Source organism: Xanthobacter pollutisoli (assembly GCF_040044995.1).
In the GTDB taxonomy this organism is placed as follows: domain Bacteria; phylum Pseudomonadota; class Alphaproteobacteria; order Rhizobiales; family Xanthobacteraceae; genus Xanthobacter.
The window spans coordinates 1-22,137 of the sequence record NZ_JBDZDP010000011.1; the positions used below are offsets into that span (position 1 = coordinate 1).

At 66.6% G+C, this 22,137-nt stretch carries 19 protein-coding genes, 1 tRNA gene and 2 pseudogenes; 10 read left to right on the forward strand and 12 right to left on the reverse strand.

The annotated features are described in order from the left end of the window. Nucleotides 1–123: 123 nt before the first annotated feature. The 4 genes and pseudogenes from ABLE93_RS18565 to ABLE93_RS18580 form a co-directional block, all read right to left on the reverse strand. A pseudogene (locus ABLE93_RS18565) lies at nt 124–279 on the reverse strand (DUF736 domain-containing protein); the annotation flags it as partial. Between the two features lie 591 nt (nt 280–870). After that, entirely contained in the window at nt 871–1,314 is a 444-nt protein-coding gene (locus ABLE93_RS18570) for a hypothetical protein (RefSeq protein WP_348841349.1), read from the reverse strand. A 146-nt stretch (nt 1,315–1,460) separates the two neighbouring features. Next, a complete protein-coding gene (locus tag ABLE93_RS18575; protein ID WP_348841350.1) occupies nt 1,461–1,628 on the reverse strand; it encodes a hypothetical protein in 168 nt (55 codons plus the stop codon). 128 nt (nt 1,629–1,756) lie between these two features. Next, nucleotides 1,757–2,011 carry a hypothetical protein gene (locus ABLE93_RS18580; RefSeq protein WP_348841351.1) on the reverse strand — a complete coding sequence of 85 codons (255 nt, stop codon included), beginning with the start codon at nt 2,009–2,011 and terminating at the stop codon, nt 1,757–1,759. A 35-nt stretch (nt 2,012–2,046) separates the two neighbouring features. Between ABLE93_RS18580 and ABLE93_RS18585 the strand changes: the two genes are divergently transcribed. Then, nucleotides 2,047–2,397, forward strand: coding sequence for a DUF2200 domain-containing protein (locus tag ABLE93_RS18585; protein WP_348841352.1), 351 nt, complete (start codon nt 2,047–2,049; stop codon nt 2,395–2,397). A gap of 83 nt (nt 2,398–2,480) precedes the next feature. Here the strand turns inward: ABLE93_RS18585 and ABLE93_RS18590 are convergent, their stop codons facing one another. The 4 genes from ABLE93_RS18590 to ABLE93_RS18605 all read right to left on the reverse strand — a co-directional run bounded on the left by ABLE93_RS18590 (nt 2,481) and on the right by ABLE93_RS18605 (nt 8,332). Next, nucleotides 2,481–3,416 (reverse strand): DUF2493 domain-containing protein, encoded by a 936-nt coding sequence (locus tag ABLE93_RS18590; RefSeq protein WP_348841353.1) that lies wholly within the window; start codon nt 3,414–3,416, stop codon nt 2,481–2,483. Nucleotides 3,417–3,732: 316 nt separating this feature from the next. Beyond that, nucleotides 3,733–4,776, reverse strand: a complete 1,044-nt coding sequence (locus ABLE93_RS18595; protein WP_348841354.1) for a DUF7146 domain-containing protein — start codon at nt 4,774–4,776, stop codon at nt 3,733–3,735. Between the two features lie 69 nt (nt 4,777–4,845). Beyond that, entirely contained in the window at nt 4,846–6,972 is a 2,127-nt protein-coding gene (locus ABLE93_RS18600; protein WP_348841355.1) for a ParB/RepB/Spo0J family partition protein, read from the reverse strand. Nucleotides 6,973–7,120: 148 nt separating this feature from the next. Then, the gene (locus tag ABLE93_RS18605; RefSeq protein WP_348841356.1) at nt 7,121–8,332 is read right to left on the reverse strand and encodes a DUF932 domain-containing protein; all 1,212 of its coding nucleotides are present in this window, start codon (nt 8,330–8,332) and stop codon (nt 7,121–7,123) included. Nucleotides 8,333–8,501: 169 nt separating this feature from the next. On the opposite strand from ABLE93_RS18605, the gene ABLE93_RS18610 reads away from it, so the two are divergent. From ABLE93_RS18610 to ABLE93_RS18625, 4 genes and pseudogenes are all read left to right on the forward strand, one after another. Beyond that, nucleotides 8,502–8,765, forward strand: a complete 264-nt coding sequence (locus ABLE93_RS18610; protein ID WP_348841357.1) for a hypothetical protein — start codon at nt 8,502–8,504, stop codon at nt 8,763–8,765. 65 nt (nt 8,766–8,830) lie between these two features. Then, nucleotides 8,831–9,154 (forward strand): type II toxin-antitoxin system TacA family antitoxin, encoded by a 324-nt coding sequence (locus ABLE93_RS18615; protein ID WP_348841358.1) that lies wholly within the window; start codon nt 8,831–8,833, stop codon nt 9,152–9,154. 2 nt (nt 9,155–9,156) lie between these two features. Next, the gene (locus ABLE93_RS18620; protein WP_348841359.1) at nt 9,157–9,678 is read left to right on the forward strand and encodes a GNAT family N-acetyltransferase; all 522 of its coding nucleotides are present in this window, start codon (nt 9,157–9,159) and stop codon (nt 9,676–9,678) included. Then, a pseudogene (locus ABLE93_RS18625) lies at nt 9,675–10,799 on the forward strand (recombinase family protein); the annotation flags it as partial. The gene ABLE93_RS18620 and the pseudogene ABLE93_RS18625, both read left to right, overlap by 4 nt. 528 nt (nt 10,800–11,327) lie before the next feature. On the opposite strand, the gene ABLE93_RS18630 reads toward ABLE93_RS18625, so the two are convergent. Both ABLE93_RS18630 and ABLE93_RS18635 read right to left on the reverse strand, forming a co-directional pair. After that, a tRNA-Arg gene (locus tag ABLE93_RS18630) sits at nt 11,328–11,404 on the reverse strand. Between the two features lie 151 nt (nt 11,405–11,555). Further along, complete coding sequence (locus ABLE93_RS18635) at nt 11,556–12,230, reverse strand: GntR family transcriptional regulator (RefSeq protein ID WP_348841360.1); 675 nt, start codon at nt 12,228–12,230, stop codon at nt 11,556–11,558. 347 nt (nt 12,231–12,577) lie between these two features. On the opposite strand from ABLE93_RS18635, the gene ABLE93_RS18640 reads away from it, so the two are divergent. The 5 genes from ABLE93_RS18640 to ABLE93_RS18660 all read left to right on the forward strand — a co-directional run bounded on the left by ABLE93_RS18640 (nt 12,578) and on the right by ABLE93_RS18660 (nt 18,588). Beyond that, nucleotides 12,578–13,948 (forward strand): malonyl-CoA decarboxylase, encoded by a 1,371-nt coding sequence (locus ABLE93_RS18640; RefSeq protein ID WP_348841361.1) that lies wholly within the window; start codon nt 12,578–12,580, stop codon nt 13,946–13,948. A 31-nt stretch (nt 13,949–13,979) separates the two neighbouring features. Next, nucleotides 13,980–15,509 carry a malonate--CoA ligase gene (locus tag ABLE93_RS18645; protein WP_348841362.1) on the forward strand — a complete coding sequence of 510 codons (1,530 nt, stop codon included), beginning with the start codon at nt 13,980–13,982 and terminating at the stop codon, nt 15,507–15,509. A 118-nt stretch (nt 15,510–15,627) separates the two neighbouring features. Further along, complete coding sequence (locus ABLE93_RS18650) at nt 15,628–16,641, forward strand: TRAP transporter substrate-binding protein (RefSeq protein WP_348841363.1); 1,014 nt, start codon at nt 15,628–15,630, stop codon at nt 16,639–16,641. A 118-nt stretch (nt 16,642–16,759) separates the two neighbouring features. Beyond that, complete coding sequence (locus ABLE93_RS18655; RefSeq protein ID WP_348841364.1) at nt 16,760–17,266, forward strand: TRAP transporter small permease subunit; 507 nt, start codon at nt 16,760–16,762, stop codon at nt 17,264–17,266. Next, nucleotides 17,263–18,588, forward strand: coding sequence for a TRAP transporter large permease (locus ABLE93_RS18660; RefSeq protein ID WP_348841365.1), 1,326 nt, complete (start codon nt 17,263–17,265; stop codon nt 18,586–18,588). The genes ABLE93_RS18655 and ABLE93_RS18660 overlap by 4 nt, the downstream gene beginning before the upstream one ends. A gap of 7 nt (nt 18,589–18,595) precedes the next feature. On the opposite strand, the gene ABLE93_RS18665 is transcribed toward ABLE93_RS18660, so the two are convergent. Then, a complete protein-coding gene (locus tag ABLE93_RS18665) occupies nt 18,596–19,480 on the reverse strand; it encodes a transglutaminase family protein (RefSeq protein ID WP_348841366.1) in 885 nt (294 codons plus the stop codon). Nucleotides 19,481–19,514: 34 nt separating this feature from the next. After that, nucleotides 19,515–22,061 (reverse strand): circularly permuted type 2 ATP-grasp protein, encoded by a 2,547-nt coding sequence (locus ABLE93_RS18670; protein ID WP_510183054.1) that lies wholly within the window; start codon nt 22,059–22,061, stop codon nt 19,515–19,517. Nucleotides 22,062–22,137: the final 76 nt, after the last annotated feature.

The window sequence follows — 22,137 nt, forward strand, 5'->3', positions numbered from 1 at the left end:
GCTCCGCTTCCCGCGGGGCGCCCACCTTCCAGCCCGCAATTATGCGGAGCAGAACCCCCGCCGAAACCGGCGGCAACACAGACCTTACAGGCCGGCGCTCTGCATAATCCCGCTCTCCGCATAATCGACGCGGCCGGCGAAGACGCGGTGGCTGGGGGCGTTCTCGCCAGAGCGGTTGGCTTCGGGGACGATGCGGACGTTCTTGGCCTGGACGCTGAGGGTGACGATTTGGCCACTGAACTCGTTGCCGGTCTTCTTGAAGGTGCCGATGGTCGCCATGATAGTTCTCCTTGAACTCTGTTCCGAGCCCGCACCATTGCGGCCTCGATGGCGATCAACAGGCCGGAGGCGATCGACGCGGCACCTGCTCGCAGGCCTAAGCGGAGCGGAGGATGGCCGCCAGGCGACTTTCTTGTTTCGCGAGGAATGACGGCGCAGCCGGCAGGGGAAGAAAGTCGATCGGCGCCATTGCCGCATAGGCGATCGAGGCGTAGCCGACCTTCGGCCAGATCAGCCCATCGATGAGGTCGCTTGGAGCGCTCGGTCAGACAGAGACGCATCAAGGAGATTATTGCCGACCCGTCGCGCTGCCTACCAGACCGGCAATAAATTCAGCCGGCAGTTCCCGCCCGCGTCCAGCCGATGAAGTGGGATCGTCGCTCCAGGCGGCGCATGCGAAAGAAAGCTCAAGACATTCGCCGTCGCGGTGTTGCGCGAGCAGCTTTGCCGATTGGCTTGCGTTTCAGAGAGGCTGCGACATGGGCTGCGCAAGTCTAGTCGTCGATACGCGCTTTGCTGCATCATCGCACCAACCGACGACGGGGATGGCGCACGCAAGCCTCGCTCGACCGACCCTTCTTTGCGATGCGCTTAGGCGCGCGCCATGCCGCCTTGTCCCGAGGGCGCGGTCCCTGCCAACGTCGTCACGCGAACGAATGCAGTGACGCCGACTGCAATGGCGCCGATCACAGAGAAGATGATCTGCCATGTCTCGGACGGCATAGTATGCTTCACAATGCCATGAGTGGCGTGGTAGCCGGCGATTGCGGCGGGCGCGACAAAGGCGATGGCGATCACCAGCCTCAGCCAAAGCGGCTTCACGAATACGAGCAGGACGTGGCCGACGCCGAGAGTGATCAGGGCCGCTATAAATCCGACGGCAATGCCGCCGAGCCATCCTGCACCTGTGCCATAGGCCCAAGCGCCGGCTGTGACACCGGCAAACAAGGGGAGCGCATAGACTGCGAGATAGAATAGCAAACAGCAGAGTACGCCGATCGCGGCGATGCTGGCGATAATACCGATGACGATCATGGCGATGGTCTCCCGTGAGAAGAATGTCTAACGGTCGCGCCTTCCACCACCACCGCAGCGCGACATGAGAATAGCTGAAACCGAGCATGAACGGGAGCGGAAATCCCGTAGGATTTCCGCTTGCGGCCGTGACGCTTCGCCCGCGGTCAGCGGGCGAAGGGATCGACCTCGTGAACGATGGCCGCAGATTCGCCGTCATATTCGGTGGCGGGCATGACGCCCATGGTGCCATCGCCGGCCTGGAAGATGACGATTGAGACCATGAGGGTGGTGGCGAGGCTGAAGGCGAAGGCGTGAGCTTGATTGAGGGACATCTGACCGGCTCCTGTCTTGGAGGCGGGAGACCATCTCCCGCGCGACAGGCGCCCGATGTGTCCGGCCGATGGCCGCAATCACCGCGCAGGTGAAGCTGGAGCGGCGGCATGCTCGCATAGCCGACCCTTTACGGGTTGATGGCGTCAGGCCAGCGGCTGGACCAAGGATCAGCGCAATGGAAGCGGGAGATGGATTTCCGCCATGACGGGAGCCGCGTCGCGATCATCTTCGCGATAGCTTGCAGGCCGGCACGCGCCACGCTCGCAGCAAAGGCGTCTTCAACGGGTTGACGGGAGGACGGATGACCCCGGCGGAGCTGCAATACGCTCGTCTGATCTTGCGCGGTCGCACCGTGGATGACTTCGAGGACGTCGGCTATCATGTCCGGACGATCTCTGGAATTGCTTGGGAAGACGCATGAAGAAGCACCGCGTTTACTCAATCAGCGTCGCGAGCGTGTATCCGCACTATGTCGCCAAGGCGGAAAAAAAGGGGCGCACCAAGCCGGAAGTCGACGAAATCATCTGTTGGCTAACTGGGCATAGCCAAGAGACTCTAGATGATGAGTTGGAAAAGAAGACCACCTTCGAGGATTTCTTCGAGCATGCGCCTCAGCTGAACCCTTCGCGATCGCTGATCACGGGCGTGATTTGCGGCTATCGGGTGGAAGACATCCAAGAACCACTCATGCGGGAAATGCGCTACCTGGACAAGCTGATCGACGAACTCGCCAAGGGTCGGCCGATGGCGAAAATCTTGCGGAACTAGCAAAGCCCTTTGGGTTGAGATGAGGGCTTCCTCAGCTAGCACAAGCCATGCGATCTCGTAGTTGAACGGTGGAAAGGCGGCGCTCACGCGCCGCCTCCCTTCGGGCGGAAGTCGAACAGCGGGATGCCGAGCTTCCTGGCCTTATCGGCGAGATTGTCCTGAATGCCGGTGCCGGGGAAGACGATGACCCCGATCGGCAGGACGTCCAGCATTTGGTCGTTGCGCTTGAACGGTGCGGCCTTGGCGTGCTTTGTCCAGTCGGGCGCGAAGCCGACCTGCGGCACCTTGCGGGTGTCGGCCCATTTCGCCGCGATCTTCTCGGCGCCCTTCGGCGACTTGCCGTGCAGCAGCACCATGTCGGGGTGCTTGGCGTGGACCTGATCGAGCTTGGCCCAGATCAGGTGGTGATCGTTGAAATTGAGTCCGCCCGTGAAGGCGATCTTCGGACCGGCGGGCAGCAACACCTGATTGTCGGCGCGTTTCTTGGCGGCGAGGAAGTCCCGGCTGTCGATCATCGCCGAGGTCAGGTTGCGATGGTTGACCATCGATCCGCTGCGCGGACGCCAGTTCGATCCGGTGTGGCGCTCATAGTGTTCGGCGGCCTGGTCGCGCATCAGCTCGAAGGCGTTGCGGCGTTCGATCATGGTCTGGCCCTCGGCCGTCAGGCGTTCCAGCTCGACGGCCTTCACCTCGCTGCCGTCCTGTTCGCGCTGACCGCGGCGCTGCGCCTGCTCGTTGTCGTCCAGTTCGCGCTCGATCCGGTTGGTGGCTCGGTGGAAGACGTTGACCGTCGACCAGAGGAGATCGTCAAGGTCGGGCTCGAGGCGTGTGTCTTCCAGGGTGGCGATCAGGGCGTCGAAGATGTCGGCGATGGCGCCGGCGACATGGTCGCCCTCCGGAAGCGGTCGTGGATCGGGTTCATCCGTAAAGGGACGGTAGCCGTAAAGCTGGAGTTCGCTCAGGACATGGTCGGTGGGGGAAGAGGCGTGGTGCGGTTCGTAGTCGTCGTGCTCGCTCATCGGGATGCTCCGTCGGTTCGACCGCGACCCTCGCGGCCTTCATGGCGACGAAAGCCGGCGGGCGGTTCGGACCTGCATCCGCAGCGAAGCGGAGGGCCGGAGCGCAGCGGAGGATGACGAAGGCGGGCTATTTTGCCTCGCGATGGAAAGCGGCCTCTGGCCGCGCCGGAAAATAGTCCGCCGCAGACATTGCGGGTCCGGGCCGTTTGCTGGCCGATCGCCCTCTCGAAGGCCGAGGGCGCGGTTCTCTCCGACCTGGGGATCATCCGAGCGATGCCGACGACGGCGCTCCCGCCGCCTGCATTCTCCTTGCGGCCTATGCCGCCAGCGCCATGAAGCGCGCGACGTCCTGTGGCGCGATCTGCACCCGGGCCGCTGCCCGGAGGCTGTCCAGGCCTGCCAAGCGAAGATCCTCGTTGAAGTCGCCCAGGCTCGGAGACACCACGACCGCCTCGATCCCGGCCGCGTTCGCCCGTTCGATCAACGTCGCCATCGCACCGTCACCGGCCGGATCGTTGTCGCGGGCGATGTAGAGCCGGCGCAGCGTGTCGGGGAACAGGATGGCCGAGAGATGCGCCGCTGAGAGCGCCGCCGCCATCGGCATGGTGGGCAGCGCCATTCTGAGCGACAGCATCGTCTCGATGCCTTCGCCGGCCGCCATCACGTCGCCCGCCACACCGAAACGAACGGCATGTCCCAGGAGATCGCCCATCGCCCGTCTCGGCGTGTCGATCGGGGCCTTGTCCGAGCCGTCCGGGGCGAGCCATGTGCGATGCGCGCCGGTTTGACGCCCGCCCTGATCGGTGACCGATGCGATCATGGCCGGCCAGGTCTCGGTCGGGGAATGTTCGTCGGGCCGGTAGTAGCAGCGGGGATGGAAGCGGAGGCTTCCGGTTCCGTGCAAATCCGTAATGCCGCGTGTGCGGAGATACGTCTTGACGAGTGTGCCCGAAATCGGCTGCGCCATCGCAAACAGCCGCCGTGCCGCTTCCGGTGATCCTGATGGCGCCGGTGACTTGCGCTCGCCACCATGCGGACGGTCCGGTTCGGGATGCGGCATCGACAGGAAGGTGCGCGCCTCATCGGCGACGTCCTTGAAGTCGACCAGGCCGCAGCTCTCGCGGATGACATCGAGGAGATCGCCATGCTCGCCGGTGGCGGCGTCGGTCCATTTTCCCTTGGCGCCCTTGCCAGATTCGGCGCCCTTCAGGCGGACGAACATGGACCGCCCCGGCGTGTTGCGGGCATTGCCGACCAGCCAGTAGCGTCCTTCACGTCGGCCGTTGGAAAGATAACGACGGCAGACCGCCTCAGCCAGCCTGGCCATACGGCGTGCCAGATCGGATGCGTTGTCCGACATCGTGTCCTCCGAGACGAGAAAGGGCCCGCCATCGCTGGCGGGCCCCCGACAGTGCGGTTGGCTCCTTCGTTATTCGGCCGCGGTCGCGTGAGCTTCGAGCGCGACCGAGTCATCCTCGGCCACGTCCTTATCTTCCGCCACGGCCGTTTCGCCGCCGTCCGCCGTCATTTCTACGCCCGCCGCATCGGCGTCTGCTTCCGCGGCGTCGATGGCGTCGGTCTCAACGGAGTTCGGCACATCGCGCCCGGGCGTGCGCAGCGGCTCAGGAAGCCATCCGGACTCCGCCAACAGCGTTTCGGCCTGCCCCGCCATCTCGGCCTTCTTGAGGTGCTCGATGCGGTCACCCGCTCGCGCACCTTTCGCCTCCCGCACGGCTGCGAGGATGCGGGCCTTGGTCACCCGGCCGAAATAGGTGTCGATCGTCGGCGTCCAACCGGCTGCGACCATGTCGAGATCGACGGCCTGGGCGACCCGGTCGGCGTGGGCGAGCGCGCGAGGCTTGCGATTGTACGCCTCATAGATCGCGTTGACCGACAGCGAGACGCAATGAGCGAACAGTGCATGACGGCTGTCACCGTCGAACGTCATAAGCCCGTCCCAAAGTTCGACCGGTTCCTTGGGCAGGGTGGCGAGCCAGGCCTGATGCCGGGCGTCGAAAGCGACAGCGAGCGTGCTGTCCGCGAGACCCGGCGCTTGAGCGCTGAAACCGGCGCTCTTCAGATCGAGCTCCAGACAGGTGTCTTGCGCATAGCGGTAGAACACCTTGAGGCACAGGGAATGCAGCGCGGCGACGAAGGCGATGTCAGGATTCTCGCCCAGCGCGTGGCGAAGCGCGAGGGTCCGATGGGACGTCAGCTCGGTCATCAGCCGGTCGGGGATCGGCTTGATACCATCGTCTTCCTCGGGCTCATTCGCGGGAGGCTCCGTGCCTGCGGCCACGCTCGTACCGTCATGCTCGGTTCGCGCCGCGATCGTCGGCTCGTCGGCCGGATCGGTCTCGGCGTTCTCCGGGGCGGTCGGAAGTTCGTCCTCGGGGCGGACATAGCCGCGCTCGATGCGCGCGGTGCCAGAACCGTCGATGCTGACGAAGGCGCCAGCTCGCGCGACCTCCTCGGGATCGAAGGCCTGTGGGCGATCATCGAAGGCGGCAAGCGCCGTCTCGATCTCGCCGAGCCGCTGATCGACCTCGTCGGGCAGTTCCTCGGCTTCGGCGTAGGTCTCCTCCAGACCGTCCATCTCGGCTTGCAACGCATCGCGCGTCGCCTGCTCATCGCCGGTGAGCGGAATCTGCTCGCCGCGCAATTGCCGCAGGCCATAGGCGTGGCCGTAGGCAAAGTCGGGCGCGACATCGATCCACTTCCAGCCTTCGGCGCGGATCGCCTCGGACTGCTCGCGCAGCTTCTCGGCCACCTGCATGTCGAGGAGACCGACATCCTGCAGCCAGCCGCCGTCGTCGCCCTGGAACAGGTCGCGCAAAATCACGCCGCCCGCCTTAGTGTAGGCGTCGAGGCCGATGAACTGCGCGCGCTTATCAGACGCCCGCACCGCGCCCTCGGTGAGCATCCGGCGGATGACGTGCGGCTCCTTGGAGAAGGACTGGCTCAGACGTTCGAACACCTGTTCCTGACGCTCGTGGTCGCCGTTGACAGTGAAGGCCATGAGCTGGTCCAGCGTCATGCCGTCCTCGGCATAGACGTCGAGCAGCTTGGGCGAGACGGATGCAAGGCGGAGGCGCTGCTTGACGACCGACACGGCGACGAAGAAGGCCGCGGCGATGTCCTCCTCGGATTGGCCCTTCTCACGCAGCGCCAGAAAGGCCCGGAACTGATCGAGCGGATGCAGCGGCGCGCGCTGGACGTTCTCGGCGAGACTGTCTTCCTCGGGAATGCCGTCCTCGCGCACGACGCAGGGCACGGGTGCGGTCTTGGCCAAGCGCTTCTGCTTGACCAGAAGTTCGAGCGCGCGGAAGCGGCGGCCGCCGGCCGGAACCTCGAACATGCCGGTCTCGCCGCCTTCGGCGTCGCGAACCGGCCGCACGGTGATGCTTTGCAGGAGCGTGCGCCTGCCGATGTCCTCGGCCAACTCGTCGATCGAAACGCCGGCCTTGATCCGGCGAACATTAGACTGGCTCAGCACCAGCTTGTTGAACGGGATGTCCCGCGATGAGGACAGGACGATCTTCTGAACTCGGGTCATGGTCATTCTCCATGACGGGCGGCCGTGAGACTCTCTCTCGACCTCAACCCGTCACGAAGCGAGCGCAGCCCTCTTCCTCTAGGAAGGCTGGGGCTGCGCGGAATCGTAAAGGCGTGGAGCCGTGGACCCGGCTCCACGCCTCCCGGTACTACCGGACGCTGGAAAGGAGTTTCGCTGCTTTGCCCTCCAGCTCCAGCCGTGCATCCTGATGCGGCTTGGCGCGGGCGAGCGCCGTGATCCCCTGGACGAAATCGAAGATCGACTCCGGCGGACGCCCTTCTTCTTCCAGCACGGTGGCGATGATCTTCTCGGTCTCGGGACGCGAGAAACCGCGCCTGCGCAAGAAGCTCTCGCGATCCTCATCCTTTCGGGCGACGATCTGCTCGCGAGCGGCCCTGATCCCCGCCAGAAACGGTGCGGGCGATGACGTGGCGAAGCGTTCCAGCGCCGGCGCCGCCTGATGCGCGAACCGGTGGCTGGCGAACTTGCTGTGGCGGATTGAGATCTCCTCGAGGCCCTCGGCGCCCCAGATGTTGCGATTCATGCAGACGGCGCGGAGGTAGAAGGACGCCATGCCGAGCGTCTTGGAGCCCACCTCGCTGTTCCAGCAAAAGAAGCCGCGGAAGTAGAGGTCGGGATCGCCGTTGGGTAGGCGGCCAGCTTCGATCGGGTGGGCGTCGTCGACCAGGAAGAGGAAGACATCGCGATCGGAGGCGTAGAGGGTGGTCGTGTCCTTGGTGACCTCGACCAATGGGTTATGCGTCATGGTCGACCAATCGAGCAGGCCCGGCACCTTCCAGCGCGTATCGCCCGTACCCTCACCGGCGATCTTCATGACCGCGGCGACAAGCTCATGGTCCCAGATGCGGCCATAGTCCGGGCCGGTGACGGCGCGCAGTTCGATCCGCCCGTCGTCCGCTTCCAGCGTCTTCACCAGCTCGGCCCGGTGCGAGAGCAGCCCGTGCTGCATGTTGATGCCGGCAAGCGGCGCGGGGAGCTGCCGCATATAGCCGGCGGGCGCGCCGACCAGGCTGCACATCTGGCCGAATGACCAGTGCGTCGGAGCGATGGGCTCCTCGCGGCCGGGCACGATCAGCGCCAGACGTTCGGCGTTATCGCGACTGGCCTCGACACGAAGGGTCCGGGTCTCGACGGTGCGGGCGGTGGCACGGTCGGCGCGTGCGCGAACGGCGGCGTAGAGGGCGCTGAGCGACAGGTAGCGTTCGTCGTCCGGCCGCGAGAACCATTCGGACGACACCCGTCCGATCCGCTCGCCTTGCGAAATGTCAACTTTATACCCGGCGGAAACCGGCGATGCGCTGGAGCCGTTCCGCTCGGCGATGATGCTTGTCAGTGTCATGGCAGTATCTCCATGACGGGCCGGCCGGGAGCCTCTCTCGACGCTCAACCCGTCACGGCGACAGCCGCAGCCCTCTCCCTCTAAGAGGCCGCCGGATACTCAGACCGCCCATTACCTGTCTCTGTTCGCCACAGCACGATGGCGCGCGGTTTTGGTTGCACGGCGCACCATGGCGCTGCTCTTTTGCGGCATGACTCAGAAGCGGCGACATGCGCGCCGGGTCCTGCCTGTCTGGTCTGGCGCTCCTGAAGACCTTTTCGATTATGCGCAGCCGGCCGCACCCCGCGCGGGCGGCTCGCGCGCGTGTTCGGAGGAACCGATCAGGGTGACAGACGACTGGCCAGACGTTGTGCCGATCACCGAGGCAGAACTGCGGGTCATTGAAGGCCACTTCGCCGAAGAGCTTGACGCAATCTTCGGGCCGCGCGCCTGAAGCACGAATGAAAAGGGCTTGAATTGTTAGTCGACACGACGTACATTGTCAGGGAATTGTAGACCATGCCCGGGGTGAACCCAATGCCGCGCAAACAGCCCAAGATCGAACGGGAAACGCCCAACCGTGTCGAACGCCTCGGATTCCGTCTGGATGAAGAGACGAAGGATCTCATCGAGCGAGCCGCCCACCTCTCACGGCGCAAGGTCAGCGACTTCTGCGTAACCGCGCTCACCGACACTGCGCGCCGGACGATCGCCGAGCATGAGATGTTGGTGTTGTCCGACCGCGACCGCGCGGCATTCTTCGACGCGCTGGTCAATCCGCCTGAGCCGAGCGAGCGGCTGGTCCGCGCCCTGGCAGAGCACAAGCGCCGGGTCGCTTCCTGAGCATGGTGGCGTCTCGGCCAGATCTGAAGATCGAGGCGCTAGCGTCGCATCACGACCGGGACGGCTTTGCCTGCGGCGTTGACAGCCTCGATCGTTATCTCCGGGCGCAGGCGAGCCAGGATGTGCGACGCAAGGCAAATGGTGTCTTCATTCTGATCGAGTCGGATAAGCCCGATGTCGTGTTGGGTTATTATACGCTATGCGCGACCGGCGTGACGCAGGGCGACGTGCCCGCCGCTGCCCGCAAGTACATCCCGCGCTATCCTCTGGTCAGCGCCACGCTGGTTGGACGGCTGGCCGTCTCCGAAGCACGGCAGGGTGAGCGCCTGGGCGCGATGCTTCTCGCCGACGCCATGCGGCGCGCTTATGCGAGCGCCGCCACGGTCGGTTCTTCGATGCTGGTGGTGGACGTCATCAGTGAGCGCGCTGCCGCCTTCTATGAAGGAAACGGCTTCGTGCGGCTGCCGGATTCGCTCCGGCTGGTGTTGCCGATGCATGCAATCCAGCGATTGGTGGAACCATGACCGACGCAGAACCTGTATCGCCTGATGCGACGGTCGCAAATGCAGTCGCCAAGGCCGCGCTCTATCTGCGCGTCTCGACGGGACGCCAGGCGGAGAGCGATCTGTCGATTCCCGATCAGCGGCGACAGATCACCGCCTATTGCGTCGCCAAGGGTTGGAACGTAGCGGCTGAATTCGTTGAGCCGGGCAACACCGCGACCGACGATCGCCGGCCGGCGTTCCAGGCGATGATCGACGCGGCGCTGGTGAAACCGCCAACCTTCACCGTCATCATTGTTCATTCCTTCTCGCGCTTCTTCCGCGACCAATTCCAGTTCGAATTCTACGTCCGCAAGCTGGCGAAGAATGGCGTCCGCCTGATCTCGATCACGCAAGACCTGGGCGATGACCCGATGAGCGTGATGATGCGGCAGATCATGACGTTGTTCGATGAGTACCAGTCGAAAGAGAACGCCAAACACACGCTGCGCGCCATGAAGGAGAATGCGCGTCAAGGCTTTTGGAATGGCGCGCTGCCGCCGATCGGCTATCGCATCGTCGCCGCCGAGCAACGCGGTGCGAAAATCAAAAAGAAGCTGGAGATCGATCCGATCCACGCCGACACGGTGCGCCTGATCTACAGGCTGGCGCTCAATGGTGACGGCGACCGCGGCCCGATGGGGATCAAGTCGATCACCACCTATCTCAATGAGCGCAACATCCGCACCCGCGACGGCGGCCGGTGGGGCATCGCCTCGGTGCATCAGATCCTCACGCGCACGACCTATATCGGGCAGCATCGGTTCAACACGCGCGACCACAAGACGCGCACGGCAAAACCCGAGGCCGAGCATGCGGTCATGGACGTGCCGCCGATCATCACCGAAGCGGAGTTCGAGGCCGTCCAGGCGGCGTTGAAGGCGCGCAGCCCGAAATGGATGCCCCCGCGCGCGGTGAGCGGTCCGACTTTGCTAACCGGGATTTGCTTCTGCGCATCTTGTGGCGGTGCGATGACGCTACGGACCGGCAAGGGCAGCGCAGGCGGCATGTATCGCTATTACACCTGCTCGACGAAAGCGCGGCAGGGCGAGCGCGGTTGTCGCGGTCTGACAGTGCCGATGGACAAGCTTGACCGAGCCGTCGTCGATCACCTGGAGTGGCGGCTACTCGATCCGGCGCGTTTGACGACGATGATGGATCAATTGCTTGAGCGACGTGAGGAATGGAATGAACGCCGTCGCGGGCACATCGCAGAGCTGCGCAAGCGCGCCGCCGAAGCGGAAGCGAAGTTGAAGCGTCTTTACGAAGCGATCGAGAACGGCGTGGTCGACATGGCCGACCAGTCGCTGAAAGCTCGCATTGCAGAACTCACCGCGGTGCGCGACCAGGCGCAGGCTGACGCGGAACGCGCAGCTTCAGCGGTGGAGCGACTCGGGCCAGCGATCACGTCGGACAGTTTGCGGCGGTTCGCGCTCGCCGCTCGCCGCAAGCTGCGGAACGAAGATGGAACCTATCGGCGGGACCATTTGCGTGCGCTCGCGCAACGCGTCGAGGTCGTCGACCCGAGCGAAATTCGCATCCTCGGGACGAAAACCGAACTGCTACGGACACTTGTCGCCGCTGCGGGCGTAGAATCGGCGGCTGCCGACGTTCGCAGTTTTATACCGAAGTGGCGCACCCGGCACGATTCGAACGTGCGGCCTTTGCCTTCGGAGGGCAACGCTCTATCCAGCTGAGCTACGGGTGCCTGGATCAAGACCGAGGGCCTTCTTATCGGAAGCCTGCCATGGCGGCAACAGGGGGGCGGCGTGCGGGATGAGGGTGCACAGCTTTTCATGACCGGCGCACCCGGCCCGATTGGCGAGCGAGGCGCGTGAGAGGATCGCACGCGCGGCGACCTATCCGGCGCGGGGCTCGGCCTCGGCTTCGGCCTGCAAGGCCGCGAGGAGGGTCATGAAGCGCTCGCCCTGCACCAGCACGTGGGCGCGCAGGCGCTCGGCCGCGGCGGGACCGTCGCCTGCGAAGAGCGCTTCGACGATGGCTTCGTGCTCGGCGAAGGAGGCTTGCATGCGCCGGGGAACCTTCAGCTGGAGCCGGCGGTAGGGCTGGAGGCCGCGCTGCAGACGCAGCGCCTCGCCGGCGAGAACGCGGTTGCCCGTGGCGGCATAAACGGCGGCGTGGAAGCGCGCATTGGCGGGATAATAAGCCGCCTCGTCATGGCAGGCGACAGCTTCCCTGCAGGCGGCGTGGGCCTCGGCGATGGTGGCGCGGTCGGATGGGCCGAGGCGCTGGGCGGCGAGGCGGGCGCAGGATGCCTCGATCTCCGCCATCAGCTCGAAGGATTCGATCAGCTCGCGGGGCCCAAGCAGCACCACGAAAGCCCCGCGCCGGGGCCGGATCTCCACCAGCCCCGAGGCGGCCAGCTGGATCAGCGCCTCGCGGATTGGCGTGCGCGAGACGCCGAAGCGGTCGGCGAGACCGACCTCGTCCAGCCGCTGGCCCGGCCGCAGCCGGCCGGCGACGATGTCGTCCTCCAGGGCCTCCCGAAGGCGCGGCGTCTGCTCTCCCCGCACGAAATCTCTCCGTCGGCGGCCGATCCCAAAAACAAAGGCCAGACCGCTCCAATGCAACACGTAAATTCTTGCATACAAGATTGTTGACAGGAAATGCAATTGGGACTTCACTCCCCTCGCCGCCGTCGGAGCGCGATCCCGCAGATGCTGGTCCAGACGATTTCCTCCCCCGCCGCCGGATCTGGCCCGTCGCCGGCGTGCCACGCGCAGGCCATCGGCCCGGACTTGAGCAGAGGCATCACCCGAAAGTCATGGGGTGCGGCAGCGCTTCCAGGCTTGCCTTCGCGGCCGGCTCGCCGTCCCATTGGTATTCCAATCGGCATGTTCACCGACGGCGGGATGCGGCGATGAGTTCCAACACCTCCTTCTTCGGCGATCTTCTCACCTCCATCGCGGATCGCGGCCGCGCGCTGCTTGATCGCAACGCCCGGGTCTCGGGCGCCACCAAGGCGGCAACGCTGGTGGAGCGCTGCGAGCAGTTGCTCTCCGGCCGGGGCGAAGCGTCCGGCGTGGCGCTCGCCACCGACATCCTCGACCGCTACGCAAGAATGAAGACCGGCGAGCGCATCGCCTTCTTCGAGGCGCTGGCGGAAACCTTCGGGCCGGATCGCACGCGGCTCGAAAAGGCCATCGAGAGCTATGGCCGCACCGGATCGGACGCCGCGGCGGCCGAGCTCCACCTGGCCAGCGAGCCGCGCCGGCAGGAGCTGTTCCGGCGGTTCAACCTTGCGCCCGGCGCCACGCTCTCCCTCGTGCGCATGCGCGAGCATCTCATGGATGCGATGGTGCTGCGCCGGGACCTCGCCGCCGTGGACCGCGACTTCGGCCATCTCTTTTCGTCCTGGTTCAACCGGGGGTTCCTCGTGCTGCGCCGCATCGACTGGTCGACCCCCGCGAACGTGCTGGAGAAGATCATCCGCTACGAGGCGGTGCACGCCATCCGCGACTGGAACGACCTGCGCGCCCGCGTCGATAGCCCGGACCGGCGCTGCTACGCCTTCTTCCATCCGGCGCTCGTGGACGAGCCGCTGATCTTCGTGGAAGTCGCGCTCACCAAGGACATTCCCGGCGCCATCGCTCCCCTGCTTGACGAGCAGCGCGAGCTTCTCGATCCGGAAAAGGCAACCACCGCAGTCTTCTATTCCATCTCCAACTGCCAGCGTGGCCTCGGCGGCGTCTCGTTCGGCAATTTCCTCATCAAGCAGGTGGTGGAAGAAATCTCCCGCCAGATGCCGTCGCTCACCACCTTCGTCACCTTGTCGCCGGTCCCCGGCTTCCGCACGTGGCTGGAAGCGGAGCGCAAGGCGGAAGCCTCGCCCGCCATCACGCCTGCCGATCGCGAGACCCTGAAAGCGCTGGACGCGGCTGACTGGGCGGAGAAGGCGGAGGTGCGCGAGACGCTGGCCCCGGCCCTCGCGGCAGCCGCTGCGCACTACTTCCTGGTGGCGCGCACGAACAAGGGCAAGCCGGTGGACCCGGTGGCCCGCTTCCATCTCGGCAACGGCGCGCGGCTGGAGCGCATCAATCCCATGGGCGACCTCTCGCCGAAGGGCATCTCCCAGGCGGCCGGCCTGATGGTCAATTACCGCTACGTCCTCGCCGATATCGAGAAGAACCACGAAGCCTTCGCCGGGAAGGGCGAGGTCGTGGCGAGCGCGGCGGTCAAGAAGCTGCTGAAGGGCGAGACCGGCGTTCGCGCCCTCGTCCCCATTCCCTGAGCGCGGCCGACGCGCCCCAACGAGACGAGTGATGACCCATAACCACCTCTTCAGTGCCATCCGCGCCGCCGTTCCCGCCCTGGACAAGCCCCTGGCTTTTCTGGCCGACGGGCAGGCCGAGACCTACGGCGACGCCCTTGCCCTCTCCGCCCGTCTCGCCAACCTTCTCAAGGCGCGCGGCGTGAAGCCGGGGGACCGGGTGGCCGTGCAGGTGGAAAAGTCCTGGCCGGCGCTCGCCCTCTATCTCGCCGCGATCCGCGCCGGCGCGGTCTACCTGCCGCTCAACACCGCCTACACCCTGAACGAGGTGGAATATTTCCTCTCCGATGCCGAGCCCGCCGTGTTCGTCTGCCGCCCGGAGATCGAAGCGGAGGCGCGTGCGCTGGCAACCCGTCTCGGCGTCGCCTGCGTGGAAACCCTGGCCGCCGACGGCACCGGATCCCTGACACAGGGCGCGGCCGATTTATCCGACACGTTCGAGGACGCAGCGCGCGGGCCGGAGGATCTTGGCGGCATCCTCTACACCTCGGGCACCACGGGGCGCGCCAAGGGCGCCATGCTCACCCACGACAATCTCCTCTCCAATGCCCTGACCTTGCGCGACTGCTGGCGCTTCACCGCCGACGACGTGCTGCTCCACGCCCTGCCGCTGTTCCACACCCATGGCCTCTTCGTCGCCTCCAACATCGTGCTGCTGGCCGGCGCCTCCATGGTGTTCCGGTCGAAGTTCGACCCCAAGGAGGCCACCGCGCTGATGTCGGCGGGCAAGGTCACAAGTCTCATGAGCGTGCCCACCTTCTACACCCGCCTCCTCGACCAGCCGGGTCTCACGCGGGAGGCGACCGCCGGAATGCGGCTCTTCATCTCCGGCTCGGCGCCTCTTCTGGCGGAAACCCACCGCGCCTTCCAGGAGCGCACCGGCCACGCCATCCTGGAACGCTACGGCATGACCGAGACGGGCATGAACACGTCCAACCCCTATGACGGGGCGCGCATCGCCGGCACGGTGGGCTTCCCCCTGCCGCAGGTGGAAGTCCGCGTCACCGACCCGGAGACCGGACGCGTCCTGCCAGCCGACGAGATCGGCATGGTGGAGGTGAAGGGCCCCAACGTCTTCAAGGGCTATTGGCGCATGCCTGAGAAGACGGCGAGCGAGTTCCGCGACGGCTTCTTCATCACCGGAGACCTCGGCAAGATCGACCCTGCGGGCTATGTCCACATCGTCGGCCGCGGCAAGGACCTCGTCATCACTGGCGGCTTCAACGTCTACCCGAAAGAGGTGGAAGGCGAGATCGACGCTATCCCCGGGGTGGTGGAGAGCGCGGTGATCGGTGTGCCCCATCCCGATTTCGGCGAGGGGGTCACCGCCGTGGTGGTGACGGCGCCCGACGCGGTGCTCACCGAGGATGCCATCCACCGCGCCCTCGAATCCCGCCTTGCCAAGTTCAAGCAGCCCAAGCGCGTCTTCTTCGTCGGCGAGCTGCCACGCAACACAATGGGCAAGGTGCAGAAGAACGTGCTGCGCGAAACCTACAAGGACATCTATCGCAACGTTGCGTAAAGTAGCCGCCCTCGGGCGGAGGGGCCGACGGCGGGTCAACTGCCGCGGAACTTAAGACAACAGAAAACGGGATACGCCAACGGCCCGCGCTTGAGCAGGTCGAACCGGGAGGAAAGCCATGATCGGACCGCGTTCCATCGCACGCGCGAAAGCGCTTGCCTGCGCCCTTGCCTTCACCGCCTTCGCCGGGCCGGCGCTGGCGCAGGACATCACGCTCAAGGCCTCGCACCAGTTTCCCGGCGGTAAGGGGGATCCGCGCGACGAGATGGTGCAGATGATCGCCCGCGACGTGGAGGCGGCCAACGTCGGCCTGAAAATCCAGGTCTTCCCCGGCGCCTCCCTGTTCAAGGCCAACGAGCAGTGGGGCGCCCTCACCAAGGGCCAGCTCGACATTTCGTCCTTCCCGCTCGATTACGCCTCGGGCCGCGTGCCGCAATTCTCGGCGACGCTGATGCCCGGCCTGGTGCGCAATTTCGATCGGGCGGACCGCCTCAACGCCTCGCCCTTCATGCAGGAGATCAAGAAGATCGTCGAGGCGCAGGGCGCCATCGTGATCGCCGACGCGTGGCTCTCCGGAGCCTTCGCCTCCAAGAAGGGCTGCATCACGGGCCCGGACAGCATCAAGGGTCAGGTGACGCGGGCCGCGGGCCCCGCCTTCGAGCAGATGCTGGCGGCCGCCGGCGCCTCCATCGCCTCCATGCCGTCTTCGGAAATCTACTCGGGCATGCAGACCGGCGTGCTCGACGCCACCAACACCTCATCCGAGAGCTTCGTCTCCTACCGCCTGTTCGAGCAGGTGAAGTGCCTCACCGCGCCGGGCGCCAACGCCCTGTGGTTCATGTACGAGCCCGTGCTCATGTCGAAGCAGGTGTTCGACCGGCTGAAGCCCGAGCAGCAGAAGGCCATCCTCGCCGCCGGCAAGAAGGCTGAGACGTGGTTCGCGCAAGAAGTGCGCAAGGGCGACCAGAAGCTCGCCGAGACCTTCAAGAAGGCCGGCGTCGAGGTGATCGAGATGTCCGCATCCGATTACGACGCCTGGCTGAAGGTGGCGCAGGCGAGCGCCTACAAGAACTTCTCCGACAAGGTGAAGGGCGGCGACGAGCTCATCAAGAAGGCGCTCGCGGTGCAGTGACGGCACGGCGGGCGTCCCCGTGGCGCCCGCCTGCCTCGCCCGTCAGGCGGCGTGCCGCTCGCCGACGTGGCCGTTCCGCAAGGACCTTCCGCCAGAACTTCCGCCACAAGGCTTTTCCATGACACGCTCCTTCCTCGCCGCCGTGGACGGGCTCTCGCGTGCCGCGGCGCTGCTCGCCGGGCTGCTGCTCATCGCGTCCATGCTGGTGATCTGCCAGATGATCTTCCTGCGCTACGTGTTCCGCGCGCCCACCATCTGGCAGACCGACTTCGTGATCTTCACCGCCACGGCCGCCGTCTTCCTCGGCGCGCCGTACGTGCTGCTCACCCGCGGCCATGTGGGCGTCGATGTGATCGAGATGGTGGTGACAAAACCGGTCCAGCGCCTGCTCGGCATCGCCGGCGCCGTCCTGGGCCTTGCCTTCGCCCTGGCGATGACGGTCGCGAGCTCCATCTTCTTCTACGAGGCCTATGTGAACGAGTGGCGCACCTCCACGGTGGCGGCCATCACCCTGTGGATCCCGCTGCTGCCGCTGCCAGTCAGCTTCGCCCTGCTCTCCCTCCAGTATGTCGCCGAACTGGTGCGCCGCATTACCGGCACCGACGGCTTTGGAGAACGCCCGTGACGAGCCTCTCCCCCACTCTGGCCGGCCTTCTGGTGATCGGCCTTCTCTTCCTGCTGCTCGCCACCGGGATGCCCATCGCCTTCGCCCTCGGCCTCACCGCCATCGGCGGCCTGCTGCTGGCCAACGGGCCGGGGGTGTTCGAGGTGCTGGCAGAGACCATGTTCGCCGGCATCGCCAACCTCGCCTATGTCTCGATCCCCATGTTCGTGCTGATGGGCGCGGCCGTGGCGGCGACGCCGGCAGGACGCGACCTCTACGAGGCGCTGGACCGCTGGCTGAACCGGGTGCCGGGCGGCCTCGTGCTCTCCAATATCGGCGCCTGCGCCATCTTCGCCGGCATGACCGGGTCGAGCCCCGCCACCTGCGCCGCCATCGGCAAGATGGGCATCCCGGAGATGCTGAAGCGCGGCTATCCGGCGTCCGTCGCCACCGGCTCCATCTGCGCCGGCGGCACGCTCGGCATCCTCATTCCGCCATCCGTGACCATGATCGTCTACGGCATCGCCACCGAGACCTCCATCGGCCGGCTGTTCCTTGCCGGGGTGATGCCGGGCCTGATGCTGACCGCCATGTTCATGGCCTGGGCGCTGTACGACTGCCGGCGCAAGGGGTTCCGCTTCGACGACCGGGGCCGCAGCTTCTCCTTTGGCGAGAAGCTCGCCGCTCTGCCGCGGGTGGCGCCCTTCCTCATCATCATCCTCGGCACGCTCTACGTGCTGTACGGCGGCGTCGCCACGCCGTCCGAGGCCGCGGGGGCCGGGGCGTTCCTGACGCTGGGCGTCGTCATCATCATGTACCGGTTGTTCCGGCCGAAGCCCATCTTCGAGATCTTCTCCTCGACCATGCGCGAAAGCGTCATGATCATGATGATCATGGCCTCGGCCGAGCTGTTCGCCTTCGCCTTGTCGTCGCTGTTCATCACCCAGACGGTCGCCGCCACCATCGCCGGGCTGGAGGTGAACCGCTGGGTGCTGATGGGCATCATCAACCTGTTCCTGCTGGTGGCCGGCATGTTCCTGCCGCCGGTCGCCATCATCGTGATGTCGGCACCCCTGCTCTACCCGATCATCGTCTCGTCGGGCTTCGATCCCTATTGGTTCGCGGTGGTCCTCACCATCAACATGGAGATCGGCCTCATCACCCCACCGGTGGGCCTGAACCTGTTCGTGGTCAATGCCATCGCACCGCAGGTGCCGACCGCGCAGGTGCTCAAGGGCGCCCTGCCCTACGTGCTGCTGATGCTGGGCGGCATCGTCATCCTCAGCATCTTCCCCGCCATCGCCACTTGGCTCCCCGACCTCATCATGGGGCCGGTGCGCTGAGGCTGGCTCAGCGCGTCACCGGGATCACGTCCACGCCCACCGCGAGGGCGTGATCGCCGGAGGTGACGATCACTCCGTCCACAGGCGCCACGTCGGCATAGTCGCGGCCGACGGCGAGGATGATGTGGTCGTCGCCGGCGGGGATGGCATTGGTGGGGTCGAGGCCGATCCAGCCGAGATCGGGCCCGCACCACACCTCGGCCCAGGCATGGGTGGCGTCCGCTCCCTCGAGCCGTGGCTGGCCCTCGGGCGGAATGGTCCGCAGATAGCCGGAGACGTAGCGCGCCGGCAGGCCGAGGCCGCGCAGGCCGGCGATCATCACCTGGGCGAAGTCCTGGCAGACCCCCGCCTTCGCGGCGAAGGCCTCGTGCGGCGCCGTGGTGACGATGGTGGCGCCGGGCTCATAGGTGAAGTCGTCGTGGATGCGGTGCATCAGCTCCAGCGCCCCTTCCAGCACCGGGCGGTCGCCGCGGAAGCTCGCGGCGGTCCAGTCGGTGATGTCGGCGTCGAGAGGCACCGAGCGGCTCGGAAACAGGCCATGGGCGGCGGCATCCGGGCCGAGGTCCTGCTGCTCCAGCGCCGCGGCGCGGACCTCGTCCACGAGGGCGGTCGTGGCGGGATCCGGCAAGGGCGTGGAGATCACCTCCACCCGGCTGCGGGTGGTGATGGCGAGCTTCCCGTGCGGCTGGTCGATGGTGAGCCAGGCGAGGCCGTTGCCGAAGAAGTCGATCCCGTGCTCGATCTCGGCGGGCTCGGGTTCGATGTCCAGCATGTGGGCAATGACGTGCTGGTGGCCGATGCGGTCCACGGGCGCCATGCGCAGCACCTGGCGCACCACGCGCACCGGCACCTGGTAGCTGTAGGTGGTGGTCTGGCGGATGTCGTAGAGCACCTTCAAACCTCTCTCGCCGCTCCGGCGCGATCGCTCACATGCCGATGGTGAGGGTCATTTCGGGGGAATGGCCCTGCAGGAAATAATGCGCCGACACCTCATCGGAGAGCTGCATCAGCATCTCCTCCATCGCATCGAACCATTGCGGCTCGAAACTTTCCGCCGTGGAGGCGGCGAGCTCCGCCTCCATGCGGGCGACGAGGCGCTCCCACAATGGCGGGGGCGCATCCTGGTCGCGGCCGGGCATGACCTTCAGATGGTTGGCCATGCGGTGAACCTGGAACGCCACCGATCGCGGATTGTCCGGGTCGAGCAGCACGAGATCCAGCACGGGGCCGCGGGCCTCCATCATCACGTAGCGCGTGCGGTAGGTGATGAGGCTGTCGGCCACCTGGAGCAGCGCATCCAGCGAGCCGTGGGGCGCGCCCAGCTCGCCGAAGGTACGGGCGAAACGCAAGGTGCCGATGGACCGCTCGATGCGCCGGCCCAGTTCCAGGAAGCGCCAGCCGGTGAGCCGGTTCATGTTCTCGGAAGCCAGGCCCGAGAAGGCCGCGATAATGCGCAGCGCCGCATCCGCCCGCTCGGCCACGTCGGCCTCCGAAGGGGCGCTCGGGACGGGGGCGGCGACGCAGGTCTCAAGGTCCACCAGAGCCCGCCACGCGTCCGGGGAGAAGCGGTCGCGGATCACCGAGGCGGCCGCCCGGGCCGCCTGCACCAGCTGGGGAAGGGCGCCCGGAACATCGCGCCGGGTCAGCACGGCGACCGCGTAGCGGGCGGGCGTCGCCCGGGCGAGATCGCGGGGCATGGCACCCCACGCGCCGAGCAGGCGCAGGAGGCGCCCGACGAGGGGGCTGGCGCTGCTGTCGCCGCTTTCGGCGAGCCGGCCCACCAGCACGCGGGAGAGTCGCAGCGTCGCCTCCGCCCGCTCCACGTAGCGCCCGAGCCAGAAGAGATTGTCCGCCGCCCGGCTTGGCAGGGTGCCAGAGGAGCGGCGAACCCTCACGTTGTCGGGGCTTGGCAGAAGCGTGGCGTCGGTGACCTCGGTGTCCGACAGCACCCACACGTCGGCCGAGCGGTCGCCCTTCTGCATGGAGACGGCGCGCGCGTCGGCGGCCGAGGAAATGCGGCAGAATCCGCCCGGCATTACCGCCCAGCCCTTGTCGGTGGCGGCGAGGAACACCCTCAGCATGAACGGGCGCGGGGTGAGCTTCTCCCCGGTCCAGACCGGCGTGGTGGACAGGCGGGCGATGTCCTGCCCCACCACGTCCGCACCGCGCCGCGCCAGAAGGGTGGACAGGCGCCGGCGATCGGCATGGGAGAGATCCGCGCCCAGCACCGAGCCGCCGTCCGGCAGGCCCGGCAGCACCCGGCCGAAGGCCGATGAGATGACGAGCTCGTCGAGATGCTCCATCACCTGCGCCCGCTCCGCTGGCTGGCCGCACCACCAGGTGGCCACATGGGGCAAGGTGAGGGGCCGCCCGGTGAGGCGGGTGGCGATGCGTGGCAGGAAGGCGAGGAGCGCCGGCGCCTCCACGATGCCCGTGCCGAGCGCATTGGCCAGCGCCACCCCGCCCATGCGCACCGCCTGCACCAGCCCCGGCACGCCAAGGCGCGAGCGGGCATTGAGCTCCAGGGGATCGGCGAAGTCGGCGTCGAGCCGGCGCAGCAGCACATCGATGCGCCGCAGGCCGGCGACGGTGCGCACATGGAGCGTGTCGCCGCGCACGGTGAGGTCCTCGCCCTCCACCAGAAGGAAGCCGAGATAGCGGGCAAGCAAGGCGTGCTCGAAATAGGTCTCATTCAGCGGGCCGGGGGTGAGCAGGCCGATGCGGCCCTCCCCCGTCCGGTCGAGCTTCATCAGCGAGGTCCGCAGCGCCTGGAAGAAGGCGGCGACCCGCTTCATGTTGAGATTGCGGGAGACGTCCGGCAGCGCGCGGGTGGAGGCGAGGCGATTCTCCAGCGCATAGCCGGCGCCAGATGGCGCCTGGGTGCGGTCGGCCAGCACCCACCAGCGCCCGTCGGGCCCCCGCCCCACATCGGCGGCATAGACCCGCAGGTAGCGGCCGCCCTCGGGCCGCACGCCCACCAGCGGCCGCAGGAATTCGGGGCTGCCGGCGACCGCCGCCGCGGGAAGGTCGCCGTCGGCCACCAGATGGCCGGGACCGTAAAGGTCCTGCAGCACCTCTTCCAGCAGTTCGGCCCGCTCGATCAGGCCCTTGGAGAGGGTTTCCCAGTCCGCATCGCCGATGATGAGGGGCATGTGGCTGAGTGACCACGGCCGCTCGCCGCCACCGGCGTCGTCATAGACGCGGTAGAACACGCCGCTGTCGCGCAGATAGCGATCGGCCGAGGAGAAGCGGCGGCGCAGCTCCGCCGATCCAAGCTCGGCCAGCGCCGCGAGGAAGGGCAGCCAATGCCGGCGCGGCTGGCCTTCGGCGTCCATCATCTCGTCGCGGACGCCCGGAAGTGTCCGGTATCCGCCGATGAGACTCTCGGCCGCGGCCCTCTCGAATACTTCGCTCCGCTGCTCGGCCCCCGACACGATAATCCCTTCCGCGCCCGGTGCGTCCGGGCGTCCCATTATGCCTGCCACAGCGGGAGATGCACCTTTCTTCCGTTCATCCGCAGTGCCGCCCGTGCCGACGGACGGGCGGAAC

Bases quoted from the DNA above. Each gene is read 5' to 3' on its own strand.
- ABLE93_RS18610 (WP_348841357.1), top strand. From the start codon at position 8,502: ATGGCGCTGCTCTTTTGCGGCATGACTCAGAAGCGGCGACATGCGCGC.
- ABLE93_RS18600 (WP_348841355.1), bottom strand. From the start codon at position 6,972: ATGACCCGAGTTCAGAAGATCGTCCTGTCCTCATCGCGGGACATCCCG.
- ABLE93_RS18585 (WP_348841352.1), top strand. From the start codon at position 2,047: ATGAAGAAGCACCGCGTTTACTCAATCAGCGTCGCGAGCGTGTATCCG.
- ABLE93_RS18620 (WP_348841359.1), top strand. From the start codon at position 9,157: ATGGTGGCGTCTCGGCCAGATCTGAAGATCGAGGCGCTAGCGTCGCAT.
- ABLE93_RS18640 (WP_348841361.1), top strand. From the start codon at position 12,578: ATGAGTTCCAACACCTCCTTCTTCGGCGATCTTCTCACCTCCATCGCG.
- ABLE93_RS18655 (WP_348841364.1), top strand. From the start codon at position 16,760: ATGACACGCTCCTTCCTCGCCGCCGTGGACGGGCTCTCGCGTGCCGCG.
- ABLE93_RS18645 (WP_348841362.1), top strand. From the start codon at position 13,980: ATGACCCATAACCACCTCTTCAGTGCCATCCGCGCCGCCGTTCCCGCC.
- ABLE93_RS18615 (WP_348841358.1), top strand. From the start codon at position 8,831: ATGCCCGGGGTGAACCCAATGCCGCGCAAACAGCCCAAGATCGAACGG.
- ABLE93_RS18570 (WP_348841349.1), bottom strand. From the start codon at position 1,314: ATGATCGTCATCGGTATTATCGCCAGCATCGCCGCGATCGGCGTACTC.
- ABLE93_RS18595 (WP_348841354.1), bottom strand. From the start codon at position 4,776: ATGTCGGACAACGCATCCGATCTGGCACGCCGTATGGCCAGGCTGGCT.
- ABLE93_RS18650 (WP_348841363.1), top strand. From the start codon at position 15,628: ATGATCGGACCGCGTTCCATCGCACGCGCGAAAGCGCTTGCCTGCGCC.
- ABLE93_RS18605 (WP_348841356.1), bottom strand. From the start codon at position 8,332: ATGACACTGACAAGCATCATCGCCGAGCGGAACGGCTCCAGCGCATCG.
- ABLE93_RS18580 (WP_348841351.1), bottom strand. From the start codon at position 2,011: ATGATAGCCGACGTCCTCGAAGTCATCCACGGTGCGACCGCGCAAGAT.
- ABLE93_RS18670 (WP_510183054.1), bottom strand. From the start codon at position 22,061: ATGGGACGCCCGGACGCACCGGGCGCGGAAGGGATTATCGTGTCGGGG.
- ABLE93_RS18575 (WP_348841350.1), bottom strand. From the start codon at position 1,628: ATGTCCCTCAATCAAGCTCACGCCTTCGCCTTCAGCCTCGCCACCACC.
- ABLE93_RS18590 (WP_348841353.1), bottom strand. From the start codon at position 3,416: ATGAGCGAGCACGACGACTACGAACCGCACCACGCCTCTTCCCCCACC.